At 62.5% G+C, this 21,292-nt stretch carries 21 protein-coding genes; 11 read left to right on the plus strand and 10 right to left on the minus strand.

Features of this window, described 5'->3' with window-relative positions:
- The first annotated feature begins 49 nt into the window (after nt 1-49).
- The 3 genes from HX814_RS16430 to HX814_RS16440 are packed head-to-tail and all read left to right on the plus strand — an operon-like array spanning nt 50 to nt 2,086.
- Nucleotides 50-691, plus strand: coding sequence for a carbonic anhydrase (locus HX814_RS16430; protein ID WP_177008933.1), 642 nt, complete (start codon nt 50-52; stop codon nt 689-691).
- Between the two features lie 29 nt (nt 692-720).
- Entirely contained in the window at nt 721-1,191 is a 471-nt protein-coding gene (cynS, locus tag HX814_RS16435) for a cyanase (protein ID WP_003210659.1), read from the plus strand.
- Nucleotides 1,192-1,246: 55 nt separating this feature from the next.
- Nucleotides 1,247-2,086: a cache domain-containing protein gene (locus HX814_RS16440; protein ID WP_177008932.1), complete on the plus strand. Its 840-nt coding sequence runs from the start codon at nt 1,247-1,249 to the stop codon at nt 2,084-2,086.
- A 144-nt stretch (nt 2,087-2,230) separates the two neighbouring features.
- Here HX814_RS16440 and HX814_RS16445 read toward each other — a convergent pair whose 3' ends face one another.
- On the minus strand, nt 2,231-3,742 hold the full coding sequence (locus HX814_RS16445) for an MDR family MFS transporter (protein WP_008437917.1): 1,512 nt from the start codon (nt 3,740-3,742) through the stop codon (nt 2,231-2,233).
- Between the two features lie 74 nt (nt 3,743-3,816).
- Nucleotides 3,817-5,001, minus strand: a complete 1,185-nt coding sequence (gene pobA, locus HX814_RS16450; RefSeq protein WP_177008976.1) for a 4-hydroxybenzoate 3-monooxygenase — start codon at nt 4,999-5,001, stop codon at nt 3,817-3,819.
- 189 nt (nt 5,002-5,190) lie between these two features.
- Between pobA and HX814_RS16455 the strand changes: the two genes are divergently transcribed.
- The gene (locus tag HX814_RS16455; RefSeq protein WP_177008931.1) at nt 5,191-6,087 is read left to right on the plus strand and encodes a helix-turn-helix domain-containing protein; all 897 of its coding nucleotides are present in this window, start codon (nt 5,191-5,193) and stop codon (nt 6,085-6,087) included.
- Here the strand turns inward: HX814_RS16455 and HX814_RS16460 are convergent.
- Together HX814_RS16460 and HX814_RS16465 are read right to left on the minus strand one after the other, a co-directional pair.
- Nucleotides 6,071-6,247, minus strand: coding sequence for a hypothetical protein (locus tag HX814_RS16460; RefSeq protein ID WP_162835184.1), 177 nt, complete (start codon nt 6,245-6,247; stop codon nt 6,071-6,073). The genes HX814_RS16455 and HX814_RS16460 overlap by 17 nt on opposite strands.
- A 100-nt stretch (nt 6,248-6,347) precedes the next feature.
- Nucleotides 6,348-7,253 (minus strand): LysR family transcriptional regulator, encoded by a 906-nt coding sequence (locus HX814_RS16465; RefSeq protein ID WP_003210653.1) that lies wholly within the window; start codon nt 7,251-7,253, stop codon nt 6,348-6,350.
- Between the two features lie 104 nt (nt 7,254-7,357).
- Here HX814_RS16465 and HX814_RS16470 point away from each other — a divergent pair, with 104 nt between their 5' ends.
- Nucleotides 7,358-8,230 carry an MBL fold metallo-hydrolase gene (locus HX814_RS16470; RefSeq protein WP_102368312.1) on the plus strand — a complete coding sequence of 291 codons (873 nt, stop codon included), beginning with the start codon at nt 7,358-7,360 and terminating at the stop codon, nt 8,228-8,230.
- 34 nt (nt 8,231-8,264) lie between these two features.
- Entirely contained in the window at nt 8,265-8,879 is a 615-nt protein-coding gene (locus HX814_RS16475; protein WP_102368311.1) for an NAD(P)-dependent oxidoreductase, read from the plus strand.
- 118 nt (nt 8,880-8,997) lie between these two features.
- Here HX814_RS16475 and HX814_RS16480 read toward each other — a convergent pair whose 3' ends face one another.
- Nucleotides 8,998-9,876: a LysR substrate-binding domain-containing protein gene (locus tag HX814_RS16480; RefSeq protein ID WP_008437911.1), complete on the minus strand. Its 879-nt coding sequence runs from the start codon at nt 9,874-9,876 to the stop codon at nt 8,998-9,000.
- A 111-nt stretch (nt 9,877-9,987) separates the two neighbouring features.
- Here HX814_RS16480 and HX814_RS16485 point away from each other — a divergent pair, with 111 nt between their 5' ends.
- The 4 genes from HX814_RS16485 (at nt 9,988) to HX814_RS16500 (ending at nt 15,579) form a co-directional block, all read left to right on the plus strand.
- Nucleotides 9,988-11,613 (plus strand): 5-guanidino-2-oxopentanoate decarboxylase, encoded by a 1,626-nt coding sequence (locus tag HX814_RS16485; protein WP_177008930.1) that lies wholly within the window; start codon nt 9,988-9,990, stop codon nt 11,611-11,613.
- Complete coding sequence (locus HX814_RS16490; RefSeq protein ID WP_177008929.1) at nt 11,610-13,052, plus strand: aldehyde dehydrogenase family protein; 1,443 nt, start codon at nt 11,610-11,612, stop codon at nt 13,050-13,052. The genes HX814_RS16485 and HX814_RS16490 overlap by 4 nt, the downstream gene beginning before the upstream one ends.
- A gap of 266 nt (nt 13,053-13,318) precedes the next feature.
- The gene (locus HX814_RS16495) at nt 13,319-14,506 is read left to right on the plus strand and encodes a cyanate transporter (RefSeq protein WP_177008928.1); all 1,188 of its coding nucleotides are present in this window, start codon (nt 13,319-13,321) and stop codon (nt 14,504-14,506) included.
- Between the two features lie 137 nt (nt 14,507-14,643).
- Entirely contained in the window at nt 14,644-15,579 is a 936-nt protein-coding gene (locus tag HX814_RS16500; RefSeq protein ID WP_023659100.1) for a LysR family transcriptional regulator, read from the plus strand.
- Between the two features lie 128 nt (nt 15,580-15,707).
- Here HX814_RS16500 and HX814_RS16505 read toward each other — a convergent pair whose 3' ends face one another.
- The 3 genes from HX814_RS16505 to HX814_RS16515 all read right to left on the minus strand — a co-directional run bounded on the left by HX814_RS16505 (nt 15,708) and on the right by HX814_RS16515 (nt 18,290).
- The gene (locus tag HX814_RS16505; RefSeq protein ID WP_177008927.1) at nt 15,708-16,070 is read right to left on the minus strand and encodes a 5-carboxymethyl-2-hydroxymuconate Delta-isomerase; all 363 of its coding nucleotides are present in this window, start codon (nt 16,068-16,070) and stop codon (nt 15,708-15,710) included.
- A gap of 70 nt (nt 16,071-16,140) precedes the next feature.
- Nucleotides 16,141-17,328 carry a low temperature requirement protein A gene (locus HX814_RS16510; protein ID WP_177008926.1) on the minus strand — a complete coding sequence of 396 codons (1,188 nt, stop codon included), beginning with the start codon at nt 17,326-17,328 and terminating at the stop codon, nt 16,141-16,143.
- 26 nt (nt 17,329-17,354) lie between these two features.
- Nucleotides 17,355-18,290, minus strand: a complete 936-nt coding sequence (locus HX814_RS16515; RefSeq protein WP_003211897.1) for a LysR substrate-binding domain-containing protein — start codon at nt 18,288-18,290, stop codon at nt 17,355-17,357.
- Between the two features lie 130 nt (nt 18,291-18,420).
- On the opposite strand from HX814_RS16515, the gene HX814_RS16520 reads away from it, so the two are divergent.
- The gene (locus HX814_RS16520) at nt 18,421-18,597 is read left to right on the plus strand and encodes a hypothetical protein (protein WP_177015423.1); all 177 of its coding nucleotides are present in this window, start codon (nt 18,421-18,423) and stop codon (nt 18,595-18,597) included.
- Here the strand turns inward: HX814_RS16520 and HX814_RS16525 are convergent.
- Nucleotides 18,552-19,883, minus strand: a complete 1,332-nt coding sequence (locus HX814_RS16525; protein WP_087692587.1) for an MFS transporter — start codon at nt 19,881-19,883, stop codon at nt 18,552-18,554. The two genes, HX814_RS16520 and HX814_RS16525, sit on opposite strands and share 46 nt — an antisense overlap.
- A 59-nt stretch (nt 19,884-19,942) precedes the next feature.
- A complete protein-coding gene (locus HX814_RS16530) occupies nt 19,943-21,265 on the minus strand; it encodes an MFS transporter (protein WP_177008924.1) in 1,323 nt (440 codons plus the stop codon).
- Between the last annotated feature and the right edge of the window lie 27 nt (nt 21,266-21,292).

Raw genomic sequence — 21,292 nt, forward strand, 5'->3', positions numbered from 1 at the left:
AACTGAAAACTTCCATCCTTGCCCCATCAGCGACGCAAGGAGAACCACCATGCAAGATCTCATCGACGGCTTTCGCAAGTTCCAGGGTGAAGCCTTCACCCAACGCAGCGACCTGTTCAAACACCTGGCTACCACGCAAAACCCCGGCACGTTGTTCGTGTCTTGTTCCGACAGCCGCGTAGTCCCGGAACTGCTGACCCAGCAGGAACCCGGTGACCTGTTTGTGATCCGTAACGCCGGCAACATCGTCCCGTCCTACGGGCCGGAGCCTGGCGGCGTGTCGGCCACCGTCGAATACGCAGTGGCCGTTCTCGGCGTCAGCGACATCGTGATCTGCGGCCACTCCGACTGCGGTGCCATGACCGCGATCTCCACCTGCAAATGCCTCGACCACTTGCCCGCCGTGGCCAACTGGCTGCGCCACGCCGAGTCGGCCAAGGTGATCAATGCCGCCCGCACTCACGCATCGGATGCCGACCGGCTGAACTCGCTGGTACGGGAAAACGTGGTCGCCCAACTGGCCAACCTCAAGACCCACCCTTCCGTGGCCCTGGCCCTGGAACAAGGCCGGCTGAGCCTGCACGGCTGGGTCTACGACATCGAAAGCGGCGCCATCGACGCCCTGGATGGCCGCAACGGGCGCTTCATGTCGCTGCTCGACCACCCGGCCACCCGTGCCCACGCCGCCTGAACCTTATCCAAACCCAAGAGGACATCACCATGTTGCAATCCCAATTCGCCCAATCCCCACGCCTGGCCCTGGCCGACACCGTCATCGACATCAAGGCGCGCAAGAACCTGTCATGGCAGGACCTCACCGACGGCACCGGCCTGAGCCTGGCGTTCGTCACCGCCGCCCTGCTCGGCCAGCATCCGCTGCCCAAGGACGCTGCCGATGTGGTCTGCGACAAGCTTGGCCTCGACCAGGACGCCAGCCGCCTGCTGCAAACCGTGCCCCTGCGCGGCAGCTTCCCGGGCGGCGTGCCGACGGACCCGACCATGTACCGTTTCTATGAAATGCTGCAGGTCTACGGTTCGACCCTCAAGGCCCTGGTGCACGAACAATTTGGCGACGGCATCATCAGCGCGATCAACTTCAAGCTGGACATCAAGAAGGTCGAAGACCCGGACGGCGGCTCCCGCGCGGTGATCACCCTGGATGGCAAATACCTGCCGACCAAACCGTTCTGATTTGCCGGCAAACCGTCTACGCTCTTGGCACACCAACAAGATCGAGGGACGGGTAATGAAGGCAATGCTCCGAGCCACCTGGCTGCTGCTGTTATGTGTTGGCCAGGTGCACGCCGCCACCGCTGAGGAGGCGGATGCCCAAGCCGCCAAGGCCTTGCTGGAAAAGGCCTTGGCGTATTACCAGACGAACGGTGACAAGGCTTTTGCGGCGTTCAGCCGCCAGGGTGAATTCGTCGACCAGGACCGTTACGTGTTCGTGGTCAACACCAAGGGCGTGCTGCTGGCGAGTGGCGGGCCCTCTTCTGCGTTGATCGGGCGCAATGTTTCCGAGGTACTGGGGCCGGATCTGAACAAATCGTTCAAGGAGGCGTTGGCGGTGCCGGAAGGCAGTGGCATCCAGCAGGCCGATTACCGGTGGCAGAACTGGAATGACGGCAAGGTGGAACGCAAGCATGTGTATTACCAGCGCGTCGGGCAGCGGATTTTGGCCGTTGGCTACTACCTGCCGCGGGCGACGCCGGAACATGCCAGAGCGCTGCGAAACAAAGCCGTCAAGGCGCTGGAGAAAGACCCGATTGGGACGCTCAAGGCGATCAACGCCATGCAGGGTGGTTTTCTACAGGACGATTTGTATGTGTTTGTGGTTGACCTCGGCACCCAGCGCTACGTGGCCCATGGCACGACTCCGCGGTTGGTGAATACGGATTTCAGCAAGATCAAGGATCCCGACGGGAAGCCGGTGGGTGAGCCGATCCTGGCGGTCATGGCCGAGCAGGATCAGGGGGAATACAAGTACCGCTGGAAAAACCCGGTGACCGGAAAGGTTGAGAACAAGCATGCGTATTTGCGCAAAACCGGACATTTCATGGTGGCTGTGGGGTATTACAGCCCGTGAAGGTCACCTATTTAAATGCTGGAACGCAATCGAATGTGGGAGCGGGCTTGCTCGCGAATGCGGTGTATCAGCCAACCTATTTATCAACTGACAGACCGCATTCGCGAGCAAGCCCGCTCCCACATTTAATCTTCATTGTTCCAACTATTTGGCCTTGTCTTCCCGCCCCCGCAACACGCGATTAGGCATGGCAATCGCCGCCGCCAACCCCAACAACGACACCCCGGCACTGACCATCAGCAAATGCCTGAAGGTAATCAACAACTCCCCCCGCAAGGCATCCTGCGCCGGCCCAGGCGCCGCATTCAAGCCATCCAGCAGCACATTCCCCGAACTCCCTTCCGCGACCAGCGCCCCACTGGCCAGGTGCGCAAAACTGGAGTCCTGCAACAACGCCAGCAACAGCGCCGACATGCATGCCACCCCAACCGCACCGCCCAGGGAACGGAACAGGTTGGTGGTGCTGGTCGCCACCCCGATATCCCGCTGCTCCACCGAGTTCTGCGTACCCACCAGGGAAGTCGGAAACTGCATCCCGGCGGCAATCCCGCACAACAACATAAACAGACTGGTGACCGCCACCGCCTGAGGCGCACTCAACGCCATGCCGAAAATCGCGATCGGGCTCAGGAAGGCGCCAATCAGGATCATCGGTTTATAACGCCCGGTCACCGAGGTCATGCGCCCGGCAAAATACGCGCCCATCGGCAAGCCCATCGCCAGCGGCAGCAAATGCAAGGCGGCACTGTCGGCACCGGAACCGGTGACGGTCTGGTAGCGCAGCGGCATCAGCACTGTCAGGGAAATCGCCTGGAAACTGGTAAAGAAAATCGTGCACCAGCACAACACCGCGCTGCGGTTGGCAAACAGGTGCATCGGCAACAAGGGCTCCCGCGCCCGACGCTCGTGCCACACAAACACCGTCAACGCCACCACGGCACAGACCAACAGCCCCAGCACTTCATCGTCGCGCCAATGATGGCCCTGGCCGATTTCGGTGATACCCAGTAACAGCGCCGTCAAACCGACGATCATCAGCACAGTGCCGAGGTAGTCGATCACCGGCTTGCGTTGCGGCACCGGCAGCCCCACCAGCGTGCGATGGGCCACCCACCAGGCGCCCGCGCCCAGCGGCAGGTTGATCAGGAACACCCAGCGCCACGACAGGTACTCGGTCATGTAGCCGCCCAACACCGGGCCGGCCACGCTCGCCACCGCGTACATGCTGCTGAAGTAACCCTGGTAGCGCCCGCGCTCACGGGGCGGAATAATGTCGCCGATAATCGCCTGGCTGACCGAAATCATCCCGCCAGCACCGATGCCCTGGAGGATCCGCGCCAGCACCAGTTGCTCCATGCTCTGGGCCATGCCGCAGAACAGTGACGCGAGGGTGAACAGCCCCATGCCGATCAGCATCATTGGCCGGCGCCCGTACAAGTCGCCGAGCTTGCCGTAGATCGGCACCGCCACGGTCATCGCCACCATGTAGCCGGAGATCACCCAGGCCAGCAGGTTGACGTCATGGAACTGGGCGGAAATGGCCGGCATGGAGACGGCGACGATGGTCTGGTCCAGGGCCCCGAGAAAGATCGCCATCATCAAGGCGACAAGGACACTGCGCACGGCGGGTGTGGCGGGCTGATTGAGGTTGGTCACGGCAGAACCTGCGAGCAAGGGCCCGCGGGAAAAGGAGGCCCACGGGAATGCTCGTCAGTGTACTAGATAGCTGACTATTCGATAGCCTCGTAAGGAAGTCCGACGTAATTTTCTGCAATGGTTTTACGACCGGCTTCGGAGTCGACGAAGTATTCCAGTTCGCTCTGGGCGATGCGCTGGCTGAAGCCGTCCGCCTCAGGGAATTGGTGCAACATCGAGGTCATCCACCAGGAAAACCGTTCGGCCTTCCAGATCCGCCGCAGGCAAATCTGTGAGTACTTTTCCAGCAACTCTACCCGGCCCTCGCGATACACCTTGAGCAGGATATTGAACAAGGTACTGACATCGCTGGCCGCCAGGTTCAAACCCTTGGCGCCGGTGGGCGGCACGATGTGGGCGGCGTCGCCCAGCAGGAACAGGCGGCCGTACTGCATCGGCTCCACCACAAAACTGCGCAGTGGCGCGATGCTCTTTTCGATGGACGGGCCGGTCACCAGTTGCTCGGTGAGTGAGCTGGGCAAGCGGGTTTTCAGTTCATCCCAAAAGCGTGCATCGGACCAGTCGTCCACCGACTCATCGGCCGGCACCTGCAGGTAATAACGGCTGCGGGTCGGTGAACGCATGCTGCACAGGGCAAAGCCACGTTCGTGTTTGGCGTACACCAGTTCATCGTGGATCGGCGGGGTGTCGGCGAGGATGCCCAGCCAGCCAAACGGATAGACCCGTTCAAAGACTTTCAATGCCTCGGTGGGAATTGACTGACGCGCCACACCGTGAAAACCATCGCAGCCAGCGATGTAGTCGCAGTCCAGCCGGTAATGCTCGCCTTTTTGTTCGAAGCTCAGCCACGGCTCCGGGCACTTCAGATCATGGGGCTGCACGTTGCCGGCTTCATACAACGTTGTCGCGCCGCTGGCCTGGCGCGCGGCCATCAGGTCGCGGGTGACTTCGGTTTGCCCGTAGATCATCACCGTCTTGCCGCCGGTCAGCGTCTTGAGGTCGATATGGGTCAGTTGCCCATTCAGCGCCAGCTCAAAGCCCTCATGCACCAGGCCTTCGGCATCCATCCGCGCACTCACGCCGGCCTGGCGCAGCAGGTCGACCATGCCTTGTTCCAGCACCCCGGCACGGATGCGCCCTTGCACGTAATCCGGCGTCTGGCGCTCAAGAATCAGGGTTTCGATCCCGGCGTTGTGCAACAGTTGACCGAGCAGCAGCCCCGAGGGACCGGCGCCGATGATGGCGACTTGGGTTTTCAGCGTTTTCATTATTTTTATGGCCCGCAAGCTTCATCCGAACGTATCCGGTGAAAGAGTTGTCATTGAAGGTGTTGCTGGCATTTTTCACTTGAGTGCCCGGCGTAAGAAGGTGAAAACTGAGCCCAAAGCTGCGCTTTTCGCCAATTGGGGCGATTACCGCACAACTATCCCGAAGTATCGGATGAAGCCATGACCAAAACTGCCAGTGCCGCGATTCCAGTGTTCAAACTCTACGGTGAGAGCCAGCAATGGCCGACCCCGGATTTGTTGCACTGTGAAACCATCTCCCGGCGCAGCCGTGAGTACCAGTGGGAAATCCAGCCCCACCGGCATGCGGACCTGTGCCAGTTGCTTTACGTGCACAAAGGCCAGGCACAACTGGAGATCGAGGGGCAGCGCAGCACCCTGAATGAATCGACGCTGCAGGTGCTGCCGCCGTTATGCGTGCATGGCTTTCGCTTTTCCGAAGACGTCGAGGGGTTTGTGGTCACCCTGGCCGCGCCGCTGATGGCGCATTTGCAGGGGCAGCTGGGGGCTGCGCTGGATGGTCTGAACGCCTTGGGCAGCTACCCTGCCGGTAACGACAGTGACTACCTCAACAGCCTGTTTGCGCGCCTGCAGGAGGAGTACGCCAGCGACCAACCGGCGCGGGACATGATGATGCACGCCCTGGTCAGCGTACTGCTGGTGTGGATCAGCCGCCAGGCCATCCAGCGCCGGCATCCACGGGCACCGCGGGGCCGCGAATACTTCCGCCGGTTCACCCAGCTGGTAGAGCAACATTATCGCGAGCACCCGAAAATCGAAGACCTGGCCCACAAGCTCGGGATCTCGGTCTCACACCTGAACGGGACGTGTCGGGAGTTGGGCGGGCAGCCCGCGTTGCAGATCATGCACGACCGCCAGTTGCTGGAAGCCAAGCGCCTGCTGACCTACACCAGCATGACCATCAATGAAATGTCGGAGGTTTTGGGCTTTTCCGACCCGACCAACTTCTCACGGCTGTTTCGCCGACGCGTCGGGTTCTCCCCGAAGGCGTTTCGGGAGCAGTTGAAAGCCGACCAGGACGCTAGCGTAGCGAACTGAAGGCAGCCATGTGGCCAACGCATTGACCATGATTGCAGCTGGAGGCGAAGCCCGGCTGCATGCGGGTCTGTTCGACGCGGTAGGCGGCAGTGCCATAGAGCGCGGTGGCGGCGGCGCACAGGGTGAAAATCATCAGGTACTTTCTTGTTTTGATCGACATGATGCTGACCTCTGATCCGATCAAGAAGGTGCTTTGATAAGCATAGGTCAGCTGGGGCAAGTCGCCATTATCGGGCGACATTCAACCTGTTTATGCAGGCTTAAAGACCGACGTCCCACACCGGCTCTTCCGGAAACCTCAATACCAGGAAATCCAGCAGGCTGCGCAGCGCCGCCGGCATATGCTTGCGCGAGGCGTACACCGCGTAGATGTTCATCTGCTGCGGCTCGGCCTCGGGCAACAAGCGGATCAACTCGCCACTGCGGATGTAGTCGCCCGCCTGATAACTCGGCAGCCGCGACACCCCTGCCCCCGCCAGCGTCACCCGCAATAAGGTACTGGCCTCGTTGGCGCTGATATTGCCCTGCACCGGCACCGACACCGGCTCGCCGTTCTCCATGAAGTGCCACAGGCTTTTGCCGAAGTAGGAGTGGGTCAGGCAATTGTGCCGGGCCAGGTCCTGTACCTGCCGCGGTTGCGGATGCTCCAGCAGGTAAGCGGGCGATGCGCAGATCACCGAACGGCACAGCGTGAGTCGGCGGGCGATCAGGTTGGGGTCCAGTTCGAAGCTGGTGCGGATCGCCAGGTCGATGCGCTCATCCACCAGGTTCACCGTGCGATCAAGCATCTGCATATCGATGTTGACCAGCGGGTAGCGCTTGACGTATTCGGCCATGGCATCGGCCAGCTGTGCCTGGCCGAACGAGGTGCTGACACTCAGGCGCAGCAGGCCACGGGGTGCTTCGTCCGGTTCGCTGACGGCGGCCTGCATGTCGCTGCACAACTCCAGCATCTGTCGGCAACGGGGCAAGGTTTCGCTGCCGGCGGCGGTCAGGCTGAGCTTGCGGGTGGTGCGGTGCATCAGGCGCGCGCCGACCCAGTCTTCCAGCTCCGCCAGGTAGCGCGACACCACCGGGCGCGACAGGTCCAGATGGTCGGCTGCCGCCGACTGGCTGCCCAAGTCCACCACCGCGACAAACACCCGCATTGCTTGAAGACGATCCATGATTTGCCCGCTTTTAGAAACAAACTATGTCCAAGCATCGCATTTTTTGTAGCGTTTGGTGCAACTAAGCTCTGTCCACACCTTACCGATGACTGGAGCTGCACATGTTTGGATTCTCCCCGCTCAAGCGCGTGGCCCTGGCCGCCGCCTCCCTGGCCTTCGCCGCGCACGCCATGGCGGCCGACTTGACTCTGGACGCCTACAACCCGGGCGAAACCGCGATGATGCCGGTCACCTCGGTACTGGTCAGCGGCGACAAAGATGCGATCCTGGTGGACGCCCAATTCGGCAAGACCCAGGCCGAGCAACTGGTGCAAAAAATCCGCGCCAGCGGCAAGCGCCTGACGACCATCTACATCAGCCACGGCGACCCGGACTACTACTTCGGCCTCGATACCCTGACCGCCGCCTTCCCCCAGGCCAAAGTCCTGGCACCGCAGCCGGTGGTGGACCATATCAAGGCCACCGTTGAACACAAACTGGCGTTCTGGGGCCCGAAACTGGGCGCGGACAAGCCTGGCAAAGCCGTCATTCCCCAGGTGCTTGAGGGCCACAGCCTGACCCTCGAAGGCAAGCAGTTGGAGGTGATCGGCCTCGACGGCGCACAACCGGACCGCACATTTGTGTGGATCCCGTCGATCAAGGCGGTGGTCGGTGGTGTAGTCGTCGCGGAAAACATTCATGTGTGGATGGCCGATACGCAGACCGCGAAGTCCCACACCGATTGGCTGGCCACCCTGCAACGTATCCAGGACTTGAAACCGCGCACGGTGATTCCGGGTCACTACCTGGGCACGCCGTCGCTCAAATCCGTGGCGTTCACCGCCGACTACATCAAGGCCTTTGACGAAGAAACCGCCAAGGCCAAGGACTCCGCCGCCCTGATTGCGGCGATGCAAAAGCGTTACCCGAACCTGGGTGACGAGAGCACCCTGGAACTGGGCGCCAAAGTCGCCAAGGGCGAAATGCAGTGGTGAGTTGATTCAACCCTTAACCGTACTGGAGAACGTCATGAGCAAGATCGCAATCATTGGTGCCACCGGTCGTGCCGGTAGCCAACTGCTGGAAGAAGCGCTGCGTCGCGGGCACACCGTCACGGCCATCGCACGTAATACCGACAAGATCGGCGCGCGCCCTGGCGTCACCGCCAAGCAAGTCGATGCGCTGGATGCCCAGGCGCTGGAACAGGCCATCCGCGGCAACGACGTGGTGATCAGTGCGGCGCACTTCGCCACCCTGCCGCCGGAAGCGGTGATCAACCCGGTGAAAAAAGCCGGCGTGAAGCGCCTGCTGGTGGTCGGCGGTGCCGGTTCGCTGTTGTTGCCGGGCGGCAGCCGAGTGATCGACAGCCCGGGCTTCCCCGAGGAATACAAAGCCGAAGCCAGCGCCGGCAGTGTTTTCCTCGATACCCTGCGCCAGGAAAAAGACCTGGACTGGACCTTCCTGTCGCCTTCGGCGGAGTTCGTCGAGACCGCGCGCACCGGCACATTCCGCCTGGGCCAGGATGAATTGCTGGTGAGCAGTGAAGGCCGCAGCTGGATCAGTTTTGCCGACTTTGCGATTGCGCTGATTGATGAAGTGGAAACACCGAAGCATTCACGCCAGCGGTTTACCGTCGGCTACTAAGGCTGACGCGCACTAAAAATGTGGGAGCGGGCTTGCTCGCGAATGCGGTGTGTCAGTCAACAGATGTATTGGCTGACCCGGCGCCTTCGCGAGCAAGCCCGCTCCCACATTTTGATCTTCATTGTGACGGCGACTGTGCCTGGCTCACCAGCCAATCCATAAGCTGCTCCAACCCCGCCGAGGGCTCAGTGCCCGGCGGGTACACCAGGTAATACCCCATCCCCGTCGGCACCCGTAGTTCAAACGGTGTGGCCAACCGCCCCGCCTTCAGGTCCTCGCCAATCAGCGCACTGTCACCAATTGCCACGCCCGAGCCTTGGGACGCCACCGTCATCGCCAGGTCCAGGGTTTCAAAATGATGCCCCTGGGCCAGATTGCTCAAGCGTGTATTCGCCGCTTTCAACCACAACGCCCAATCGCGCTCATCCCGCGTAGGGTGCAACAACACCTGTTGCTGCAAATCGGCGGGCGTGTGCAAGCCACCGAGCAAGGCCGGCGCACACACCGGTGTCAGGCGCTCATCGAACAGATGCCGGGCCTGGGCCGATTGCTCGGCAATCGGCGCGTAGATCACCGCGGCATCGAACTGCTCGCGGCGAAAGTCGACGGTGTAGGCCACGGTGGTGGTCAACTCCACCGGCACATCCGGGCGTTCCTGCTGCCACTGCATCAGGCGCGGCAACAGCCAGCGCATCACGCAGGTGGAGGCCTTGAGCTGCAAGGTCTCGCGGCGGGTGCCGATCTGCTCAACCGCCTCGCCGATCAGGCCGAACACCTGCTGCGCCCGCAGTGACCATTCGCGGCCCTCTTCGGTGAGGCTCAAGCCACGAGCCTGGCGCTGGAACAGCGCATAGCCCAGATGACTTTCCAGCCCGGCGATCTGCCGACTCACCGCGCCCTGGGTGATGTGCAATTGCTCGGCGGCTCGGGTGAAGTTGCAGCACTGGGCCGTGACCCAAAAGGTGTGCAGGGCCGGCAGCGGCGGAAGACGTTTCATAAGGGCGCAGCCATGACGTGAGGACATGGCTAGTATGACTTTTTATCGATTGTTGCCGCTACGGGCCAGCCGTTCCAATACGGGCCTTTATCAACAATAAGAGCGACGACAATGGCGACCTGCGGCGAAGTATTGGTCAATCTGCTGGAAGGCTACGGCGTGGACCAGGTGTTTGGCATCCCCGGCGTGCACACCGTGGAACTCTACCGGGGCCTGGCGCGCTCGAGCATCCGCCACGTCACCCCGCGCCACGAACAGGGCGCCGGCTTCATGGCCGACGGCTATGCGCGCACCCGCGGCAAGCCCGGCGTGTGCTTCATCATCACCGGCCCCGGCATGACCAACATCACCACCGCCATGGGCCAGGCCTACGCCGACTCGATCCCGATGCTGGTGATCTCCAGCGTGCAGTCCCGCAGCCAGCTGGGCGGCGGGCGCGGCAAGCTGCACGAGCTGCCGAACCAGAACGCGATGATCGCGGGCGTGGCGGCGTTCTCCCATACCTTGATGTCGGCGGCCGAGTTGCCCGGTGTACTGGCCCGGGCATTTGCGCTGTTCCAGGCCGGGCGACCGCGCCCGGTGCACATCGAAATCCCGCTGGACGTGCTGGTGGAAAACGCCGACGCGTTGCTCGGCAGCGAACCGGTCAGCGTTTCCCGCGCTGGCGCTGCGCCGTCGGCGGTCAAGCAGATGAGCCAGTTGCTGGCGGCGGCAAAACGCCCGCTGATTCTCGCCGGTGGTGGCGCCATCGACGCAGCACCCGAGTTGACGCAACTGGCCGAAGCCCTCGGCGCGCCGGTGGCGCTGACCATCAACGCCAAGGGCATGCTGGCCTCCAATCACCCGCTGCTGATCGGCTCGACCCAAACCCTGGTCGCCACCCGCGCGCTGGTGGCCGAGGCAGACGTGGTGCTGGCGATCGGCACCGAGCTGGCGGAAACCGACTACGACGTGACCTTCGCCGGCGGCTTCGACATTCCCGGTGCCCTGCTGCGCATCGACATCGATTCCGACCAGACCGTGCGCAATTACCCGCCGCAAGTCGCGCTGGTAGCCGACGCGCAAATCGCTGCGCAGGCACTGCTTGCCGAGCTGGGCAACAAACCCCTGGCCGCCCGCGACAGCACCTGGGGCGCCCACCGCGTCGCCCGCCTGTGGAGCGAACTGGAACCCACCTGGGACGCCGCCACCCGCGCGCAAACCCTGTTCCTCAACACCGTCCTGGACGAACTGCCCGACGCCGTACTGGTGGGCGACTCCACCCAACCGGTGTACACCGGCAACCTGACCCTGAACCTCGACCAGCCGCGCCGCTGGTTCAACTCCTCCACCGGCTACGGCACCCTCGGCTACGCCTTGCCGGCGGCCATCGGTGCGTGGCTGGGGCGCGGCAACGGTGCGCCGGTGGTGTGCCTGATCGGCGACGGCGGCCTGCAATTCACCCTGCCGGAACTGGCCAGCGCCGTGGAAGCGCGCACGCCGGTGATCGTGCTGCTGTGGAATAACCAGGGCTATGAGGAGATCAAGAAATACATGGTCAACCGCGCCATCGAACCGGTGGGCGTGGACATCTACACCCCGGACTTTATCGGCGTGGCCAAGGCCCTCGGCGCTGCTGCCCAGCGCGTCCAGGGTGTTGAGGAATTACGCCGCGCCTTGCGTGCCGCCACTGATCGCCAGGGCCCGACGCTGATTGAAATCGACCAGGGGCTTTGGATGAAGGAGGTGGCGGTATGAGCGCGGTATTGAATGGGCTGTTTATCAATGGCGCGTGGCGTGCCGGCCATGACGTGCTGGACGTGATCAACCCGGCCACCGAGGCCACCCTGGCCCAAGTGAGCGTGGGTGATGCAGGCGCGGTGACTGAGGCCATCGGCGCCGCCAGCGCGGCCTTCCCGGGCTGGTCAAAAAGCACCGGCCGCGACCGCGCCGCGCTGTTGCGCAAGATCGCCGAGGGTGTGAGCGCAGAGCGTGAACACCTGATGCAACTGCAATCGAGCAACAACGGCAAGCCGCTGTTTGAAGCCGGCATCGATGTGGATGACGTGATCGCCACCTTTGCCTATTACGCGAACCTGGCCGACGAAATGGACGCCACCCAGGACCGTCCGGTGGTACTGCCCACTGAGGATTTCAGCGCCCGTGTACGCCGTGAACCCTGCGGCGTGGTGGGCCTGATCGTGCCGTGGAATTTCCCGATGGTGACCACCGCCTGGAAACTCGCCCCCGCGCTGGCGGCCGGTTGCTGCGTGGTGCTCAAGCCTTCGGAAGTGACGCCGCTGGCAGAGCTGGAACTGGCCCGGATCATCGCCTCGGTGGGCTTGCCTGCCGGTGTGTTCAACCTGGTCTGCGGCACTGGCCTGGCGGTGGGCGCGCCGATGGCGGCTGACCCACGGATCGCGAAAATTTCCTTCACCGGCAGCAATGCCGTGGGCGTGCAGGTGATGCAGCGCGCCGCCGAAACGGTCAAGGGTGTGAGCCTGGAACTGGGCGGCAAATCCGCGTTGCTGGTGCTGGCGGACGCCGACCTCGACCTGGCCGTGGAACTGGCCTGCGGCGGTGGTTTCTTCAACGCCGGGCAGATGTGTTCCGCCACCAGCCGGGTGTTGGTGGCCGACGAACTGGCGGACGAGTTTCTCACCCGCTTGCAGGCCAGGGCCGAGAGCATTCGCGTGGCGGACCCGTTTGCCGAAGACGTGGAAATGGGCGCATTGGTCAACCGTGCGCAGTATCAGCGGGTGCTGGGGCATATCGAACGTGGCGTGCAAGCCGGCGCGAAGCTGCTGTGTGGCGGCGGGCGCCCAGCGGATTTGCCTCATGGGTATTTCATTCGCCCGACGGTCTTCACTGAAGTGCCGTTGGACAGCGCGTTGTGGAACGAGGAGATCTTCGGCCCGGTGCTGTGCGTGCGCAGTTTTGCCAGTGAGGCCGAGTCGGTGGCGCTGGCCAATGACAGTGAGTTTGGCCTGGTCGCGAGCGTGCTGAGCAGCAACCTGGAAGCGGCTGAGCGAGTGGCCAATGCTTTGCAGGTGGGTTTGGTGTGGATCAACGCGCCGCAGGTGATCTTCCCGCAAACGGCGTGGGGTGGTTACAAGCAGAGCAGCATTGGCCGGGAACTGGGGCCGTGGGGGTTGCAGGCGTTTCAGGAGATCAAGCATGTGATCCGGGCGGTCTGAAAACCACCACACAACACTGTGGCGAGGGAGCTTGCTCCCGCTAGAGTGCGAAGCGCTCTCAAAAATCTTGGGGCCGCTGCGCAGCCCAGCGGGAGCAAGCTCCCTCGCCACAACAAGCTCTCCTCACCACAACCAGCGCTCCTCACCACAAGAGTCCTTGGCAGAAAAGCCCCGACGCATTTTTTCAATAGCGCCAACGACTTTCTCATTTGCCGCCCTCCCCCACGCCCGGCCTAATACTGCCCTTGTCAGTTCAAGGCCTGCCCATGGAAAACGTCCGCGCAAAACCCGCCACCGCCGTTTGGCTGATGATCAGCGTTGTGCTGGTCGCCCTCAACCTGCGCCCGTCGATGGCCGCCGTCGGCCCGTTGTTGTCGTCGATTCGCGCTGATGTGGCCCTGAGTTTCAGCACAGCCTCGTTGCTGACCATGCTGCCGGTCATGGCCATGGGCCTGGCGATGTTTTTTGGCATGGCCGTGGCCAAACGCTTCGGCGAGCATCGCAGCATTGTGCTGTCGCTGGTGGTGATCGGCCTGGCCACCGTCTCCCGGTTGTTCCTGGACTCGGCGGTTGAGCTGATCCTCAGCGCCATTGCCGCCGGTGTGGGGATCGCGATGATCCAGGCGTTGATGCCAGCCTTGATCAAGTCGCGCTTCAGCGACAACGTTTCCCTGTTCATGGGCCTGTACGTCACCGCGATCATGGGCGGCGCGGCCCTCGCCGCTTCGTTCTCGCCGTTTATCCAGGTGCAAACCGGCAGCTGGCGCATCGGCCTGGCGATCTGGGCGGTTCTCGCGGTATTGGCGCTGGTGTTCTGGTACGCCCAACGCTCGGTGCTGCCGCCGCTGCCGCAAGCCGGCGCAGGCCCGCAGGCGTCATTCTTCGGCAATCGCCGGGCCTGGTTGCTGGCGATTTTCTTCGGCCTCGGTACCGCGTCCTACACCTGCGTGCTGGCCTGGCTGGCGCCGTACTACGTGGAACAAGGCTGGAGTGAACAGAACGCCGGCCTGTTGCTGGGCTTTTTGACGGCCATGGAAGTGGTCTCCGGCCTGATTACCCCGGCCATCGCCAACCGCCGGAGGGACAAGCGGGGTGTGGTAGCGGTGCTGCTGGTGCTGATCATCGCCGGATTCTGCGGCCTGATCCTGAGCCCGCAATACCTGAGCCTGCTGTGGCCGTGTTTGCTCGGCCTGGGGATTGGCGGCTTGTTTCCGATGAGCCTGATCCTGTCCCTCGACCACCTCGACAACCCGCGCCGTGCCGGTGGCCTGACGGCCTTTGTGCAGGGCATCGGCTACCTGATCGCCGGTTTGTCGCCGCTGATTGCCGGGATGATCCGCGACCAGCTGGGCAGCTTCGAGTGGGCCTGGTGGTCACTGACGGCCGTGGTGGTGGTGATGCTGCTGATCGTACTGCGCTTCGATCCCCGGCATTACGCGCGGCATATTCGCTGAGGTCGTGTTGTAAACATTATTTGTCCCACCTCAAACAGAGAAAGGTCCGACAGAGCTTTCTATTGGTACGAGCGTTCCGTTAACATTTTGTATTGTCTTGTACCGAGTTCGGTACAAAGCGCTTGCGGACGGAACGGATGCTAAACAGCAACTTGCTTAGAAAGCTCGATATGCAGGACCTGATGGTGTTTGTCGCTGTTTACGACCAAAGCAGCGTCACCGAGGTTTCCGAAACCCTGTTCGTCAGCCAGTCCACCGTGAGCTACAGCCTGAAGAAGCTGCGCACCAGCTTCGAAGACGAGTTGTTTATCAACACCCGGGCGGGCATGCGTCCTACGTACAAAGCCGCCACCATGTACGGGCATGTGCAGAAAATCCTCGAAAGCATCAACCTGTGCCATGCCGGCAGCCAAACGTTCGACCCCACCCAGAAGGCTGTGACCTTCAACGTCTGCGCCCCCGAATACTTCGAACAGTTGATCCTGCCGCGCCTGCTGAAAAACTTCGACCGCGCCGACCTGCCGGTGATCGTCAACGTGCAGAAGCTCGAAACCGAGGTCCCGGCCGACGCCTTGCGCGACGGGCGTCTGGACCTGGTGATTTGCTTCGGGCCGCACTTTCATCGCGAGCACAAGGACATCAAGACCCAGATGCTGCTGGAGGACGACCTGGTGTGCGTGTTCGACAAACACTCGGCGCCCCGGGAACCGGCGTTCAGCCTGCAATCCTTCGTCGCCCGGCGCCATGTGTTCCCCACGCCCTGGAGTTCCGACACCAACATGATCGACGGCTGGCTGGCGCGCCAGTCCCACAAGCGCCAGGTGATCGCCCGCGCCAACAGCTACAGCGCGGCGCTGAAGATGATCACCGGCACTGACTTTATCGTCACCTTGCCCCGTCGAGTGCTGAAGCTGCTGGCAGACACGACCGTGTTCGGCCATTGCGAAGCGCCGAACGGTTTGCCGGGGTTTACCCTGGATATGCAGTGGAATGAACACAGCGCGCAGGACAGCGCCAACACGTGGTTCAGGGAGCAGGTGGTGAAGGTGTGTGCGGATCAGGGATTATTATGACCCCCTGTGGCGAGGGAGCTTGCTCCCGCTGGGCTGCGTAGCGGCCCCAAGAATTTTGGGAGCGCTTCGCACTGGAGCGCCAGCCCGGTCCAGCGGGAGCAAGCTCCCTCGCCTCAGAGTATTGCCCGTCAGCCGATGGTGGCTTTGCTGTAGGACTCGCGATCCATATCGACCAGCAAGACACTGAGCTGCACCTGCAGGTCTGCAGGCCAATCGCCCAGGTCCTGCAGCGCCGCCAACAGGCTTTCCGACAATTGCTTCTTGACCTGCGGTGAACGCCCGCTGAGCAGCGACAGCTTCACCGCGATAAAAGCGCGCGGGCTGATGGACGTGCCAACCTGGAATGTCTCCACCTTCAGCGCGCGGCTTTTGATATCGAACTCGGAACCGAACTGCCCGGACGCCATCAGCACGTTGTTGAGCCGCAACAAGGTTTTCTCAACGGCCAGCTCTGTGAGGTTGGCGGTGTATTCCAGATGCAGATGCGGCATGAAGGCTCCGAGCTTGTTGTAGGAAAAGAGTCATACATATAGCACGGGGCCGGGCGGAATCAGACCGCTTTCAGTGTGAAACTTCGGTCAGGCTGTGCAGCGAGCGATTTTCCCAGATCGCCACGATCACCAACACCGCCGACGTCAACGCCCCCAGTACCAACGCCGAAAACACCTGCTGCAATCCCAGCGGCAGCAACACCAGTAACATCAGCAAGCCGCCCAGGTGCGAAAACGGTGGCAACGGCCGGTCGCTCATCACCCACTTGAACAGCGCACTGCCCAGCAAAAACAACCACGGGCCGGCGATGATCGCCACCACGCCTGCCTGGCTGGCATGCCCCGGATGCACCAGCACCAGTTCGTCGGCCACGGCGCTGACGATAATCCCGGCGACGATCAATACATGCAGGTAGGTGTAGGCGATCCGCGCCTGACGGCCCGGGTCGGCAGAGCTGGCAATGCGATGGTGGGCGCGCTCGGCGCCGCTGTCGAAATAGATCCACCACAGGGCGATGCTGCCCACCACTGCCACCAGGAATGCCGCCAGCCCGTCCACGCTCCAGGGCAGTTCGGCGAAGGTCGCGCCGGTCACCAGCAACGACTCACCCAAGGCGATGATCACAAACAGGCCGCAGCGTTCGGCCATGTGGTTGCCTTCCACATTCCAGTCCGCAAGCGTCGAGGGCCCAAGCCCGGGCACCCAGAAATACACCGACGGGGAAATCAACTCGATCAACAGCGCCAGGGCCCAGAAGGCTAAACGCTGCTCGCCTTCGAGCAGCGCACCGGTGATCCAGAACACCCCGGAAAACAGCATCCACGCCAGGATCCGCTGGAAATTGCGGGTCATGTTCAGCGACTCGCCGCGCACCGCCCACAACGCAAACAGCGTGCGTCCTACCTGCATGAACACATAGGCGCCGGCGAACAACAGCCCGCGATCGGTTAACGCCTTGGGGATCGACGAGGACAGCAACAGGCCCGCCACCATCAAACCGAACAGGCCGATGCGGATCGGGATTTTTTCCGGGTCCAGCCAGTTGGTGACCCACGAAGTGAAGATCCACACCCACCACACCGCGACCATCATCAACGCCACCTGCACGGCACCGCCGATGGACAAGTGGGCGAGCAGCGAATGGGACAACTGGGTCACGGCAAACACGAACACCAGGTCGAAAAACAGCTCGACCATGCCAACCTTGCCGCTGTCATGACTGCCGCGCCCACGCAGCAAGGAACGGGATGGGGCCATGCCTGGATCTCCCTGAAGGTTTTATCTCAAGATTTGGGTGCGACCACCGGCAGCATGTCCCGCTCGCTCATGAACGCCTCCAGCCGCGAACGCATCCAGCGCTCCGCCGGATCGGTGTCAACGTGGCTGAGCCAGACCATCGACAAGTCCAGGGTCGGGGTTTCGAACGGGAACGGTTCACAGAACAGATTGCCTCCGGCGGCCATGGCCTGGGCGGTGTAATCCGGCAGGCTGGCGATCATGTCGGTGCCGGCGAGCAGCGCCGGCAATGCGCTGTATTGCGGCACCGAGAGCACCACGTGGCGCTTGCGACCGATTTCCGCCAGCCACTCATCGGCAAACCCGGACACGTTGGCGGTGTGGGACACCAGCACATGGGGCCGTGCGCAATATTCGTCGAGGGTCAGGGGTTTGTCCGAGGCATCCGCCCGCAGCAGGCACGGGCGGATATGCCGCAATAATTTGCGCTTGGCATTGGCCGGCAGGCCGCGGGTCTGGGTGATGCCGACGGTGATATCCCCGGAACCCAGCAGGTCAGGGATGCGCCAGTAATCCACATGCTGCACCACGAACACCACCTGCGGCGCTTCCTGGCGCAAGGCGCGCAGCAGCGGCGGCAGCAGGCCGAACTCGACGTCATCGGACAGGCCGATGCGAAAGGTCATGGTGCTGATGGACGGGTCGAAATCGTGGGTCAGGCTCAGGGCCGACGACAAGGAGTCGAGGGCCGGCGACAGGTGCTTGATGATTTCCTCGGCCCGCGCGGTAGGTTCCATCCGATGGCCGACACGAATGAACAGCGGGTCATTGAACAACGTACGCAGGCGGTTGAGGGCCGAACTGATGGTGGGTTGCCCGAGAAACAGCTTCTCCGCCACCCGGGTCACGTTGCGTTCGAGCATCAAGGTTTCAAAGACCACCATCAAATTGATGTCGGCCTTGCGTAATTCATTGCGATTCATCGGCGACCGCCCCACTGCCCTGGATAAGTCGCAGTTTAGAAACACCCGGGGCCCTGCGTCTATGCGCACACTGTTCAACACGGGCCTTTGGGACTATAAAGCAGCTTCCAAGGCTTGCGAGAACACCATCGTGCTGGTCATTTCTGCCTTGAGCGTCCTGATTGCCGGGATTTTGCTCTGGGCCATCAAATTCATCGCTCATCCCACCGCCAGGACACTGTTACGGGTATTTGTCGGTTTGTGCCTGGCGGCAGTCGTGGCTTACCTGGTGCTGGCTTCGGGGTTTCCTACCTCGTTGCTGGTGTGACCGGGCTCCTGCTCCTGCCCCTGACGCAAACGCAAGGCGGCCAACGCGGCCACCACCAGCACCACGGCAATCACTTTCAAGCCATTCGTGGCATTGCCGGTGCTCATCTCGATCGCGCCCATCACCGACGGCCCGACAAACCCGCCGAGCAATCCGCAGGCATTGACGAAGCCCAGCCCGCCCGCCAGCGCCACGCCCTTGAGGCGCGAGGCCGGGTAGAGAAAGATGATCGACTGCACCACAAAGAACATCACCGCCGACACACAAAAGCCCAGCAGGCTGAACACCGGCCCCGACACCGAGGCAATCCCCAGCCCCAACGCCATGGTCAGCAAACCGGTAATCAACAGCCGCCGGGCACGGGTGGGCGTGGTCGCAAAGCGCGGCAGCAACACAGCGCCGGCCGCTGCGGCAATCCACGGCAATGAGGTCAGCAAGCCGACGCTCATGGTGCTCAATTCACCGTATTTGCTGATGATGCTCGGCAGGAAAAAGATCACGGTGTAGATGGTGATCTGATGGCAAAAATACACAAAGATCGCCAGCAGGATCTGCGGGGTCAGCCAGTTCTTCAGGGAATGCCCGCCCTCGCCTGCGCCCTCTTCGGTCTCCATCGCGATGCGCTGTTCAATCCCGCGCGCCTCTGCGGCCGAGAGCCATGGCGCCTTGCTCGGACGGTCCGGCAACTTGCACCACACCACCCAGGCAAACGCGACTGCCGGCAGCCCTTCGAGCAGGAACATCCACTGCCAGCCGTGCCAGCCGAGCAGCCCGTCCATGCGCATCAACGCCGCGCCCACCGGGCCACCGATGATGTTGGCAAAACACACGCCGAGCAGGAAATACCCGGTAGCCCGCGCCCGTTGCTCGCGGTTGAACCAGTAGGTGAGGTACAGCATCACCCCGGGAAACAGGCCGGCTTCGGCAATGCCCAGCAGCAGGCGCAGGATATAGAACGAGGTCTCACCCTGGACGAACGCCATGGCCGCCGAAATCAGGCCCCAGGTCACCATGATCCGGGCTATCCAGAACCGCGCGCCGACCTTGTGCATGATCAGGTTGCTGGGGATTTCCGACAGCGCATAGGTCAGGAAAAACAGCCCGGCGCCCAGGCCATAGGCCGCTGCTGAAATTCCCAGGTCAACGTCCAGATGGTGCTTGGCCAAGGCGATGTTGGTGCGGTCCAGGAAGCTCAGCACGTAGGCGATGATCAGCAAGGGCATCAGCTTGACGAACATCAGTTTGTTCAACTCCCGTGGTTCACGGGCGGTGTTGGCAGTCTTCATCGGGCAATTCCTCTTGGCGCCCCGCCAGCGCAACGGCTGGGGGACGCATCGGTGTTGTTCTAGGGTTCGAGTTGCGCAACCAGCGCCGGCGGGCGATGGGAAAACAATTGCAGCAGCGCCCCGCCCAGGGCACAGCCGGCCATCACGAAGAAGCACACCGTGTAGCCGTGCAAGGTGGTCCAGCCGCCGCCCAAGGCAATCAGGCTGCCCATCAGCACCGGCGCCAGGCCGCCACCGATAAACATCGCGGTGGTGATGATGCCGTTGGCGGTGGAGGTCGCCGACGGCTCGGCCGAGTCGCAGGCCACCGCGTAGTAGATCGGCCACACTGCGTTGGCCACCAGGCCGAACAGCAGTTGCACGACGATGATCAGGGTCAGGGTATTGGCGAAGTAGAACGCACCGACACTGGCCGCCATCCACACCCCGCAGATGATCAGGGTGACGCGCCGGCCAATGATGTCCGACAGCGACGGCCACACCAGTTGCCCGAGAATCCCGGTCAAGGTGAACACCACGCTCATCCCCGCCGACTCGGCCAGGGACAGCCCGGCAATGTTGTACAGGTAGGCCGGCAGCACGATGTTGACGCCCATGTACACCACTTGGGTCAGCATCGTATTACCCGCCGTCAGGGCGATATTGCGGTTGCGCAACGTGGCGATAAAGGTGCGCCAGGCGTGGCCCTTCACTTGGCTGGCCGGTGCGTTGTCCGGCGGGGTCATGCCCTTGGCGGCGATGTCGACGTACAGCGCGGTGATGCGTTCGGCGGTGGAATAGCGCGCCCAGAAAATCATCAGCGGCAACGCCACCACGAACGCGAAGAAGAACACGTAGCGCCAGTTGTCTTCACCGAAGGTGCTGATGACAAAGCTGGCGACGATGCCACTGAGCATGGCGCCGATCGGGTAACCGGTGTGGTGCGCGCCAAGGGCAAAACCACGACGCTCCACCGGCCACCATTCGGCGGTGTTGCTCACGCCCACCGGCTCGCCCCAGCCTGCGCCGAGGTTGACGCCAACCCGCAGCGCGATAAAGGTCGCGAGGTTGCCGCTCAGGGCCTTGAACCCGGAGAGGAACGAAATAGCCGTGTAGCCAAGCACCAGCGGCACCTGGAACCGCGCACGTTTCCAGCCACCGCCGTAGCGGTCACTCCACATGGAGCCGGGAATATCCAGCAGCGCCAGGGCGAGCATGATCACCGTGGCCATGGTGCCCCACTGGTCGGCCGACAAATCGAAATGCTTGGAGATGGTCGGCCCCAGGCGCAGCACGATCTCACGGTCGTAGGCGTTGAGGATCCAGATCATCCAGCACACCAGCAGCGACACCCAGGAGTGCCGGTGAATACTGCGCAGCGAGGCTTTTTTCAAGGTTGCCATGGGTTTCTCCAGGCGCGCGAGGGCGCG

This window comes from Pseudomonas sp. C8002 (genome assembly GCF_013385765.1).
GTDB lineage: Bacteria > Pseudomonadota > Gammaproteobacteria > Pseudomonadales > Pseudomonadaceae > Aquipseudomonas.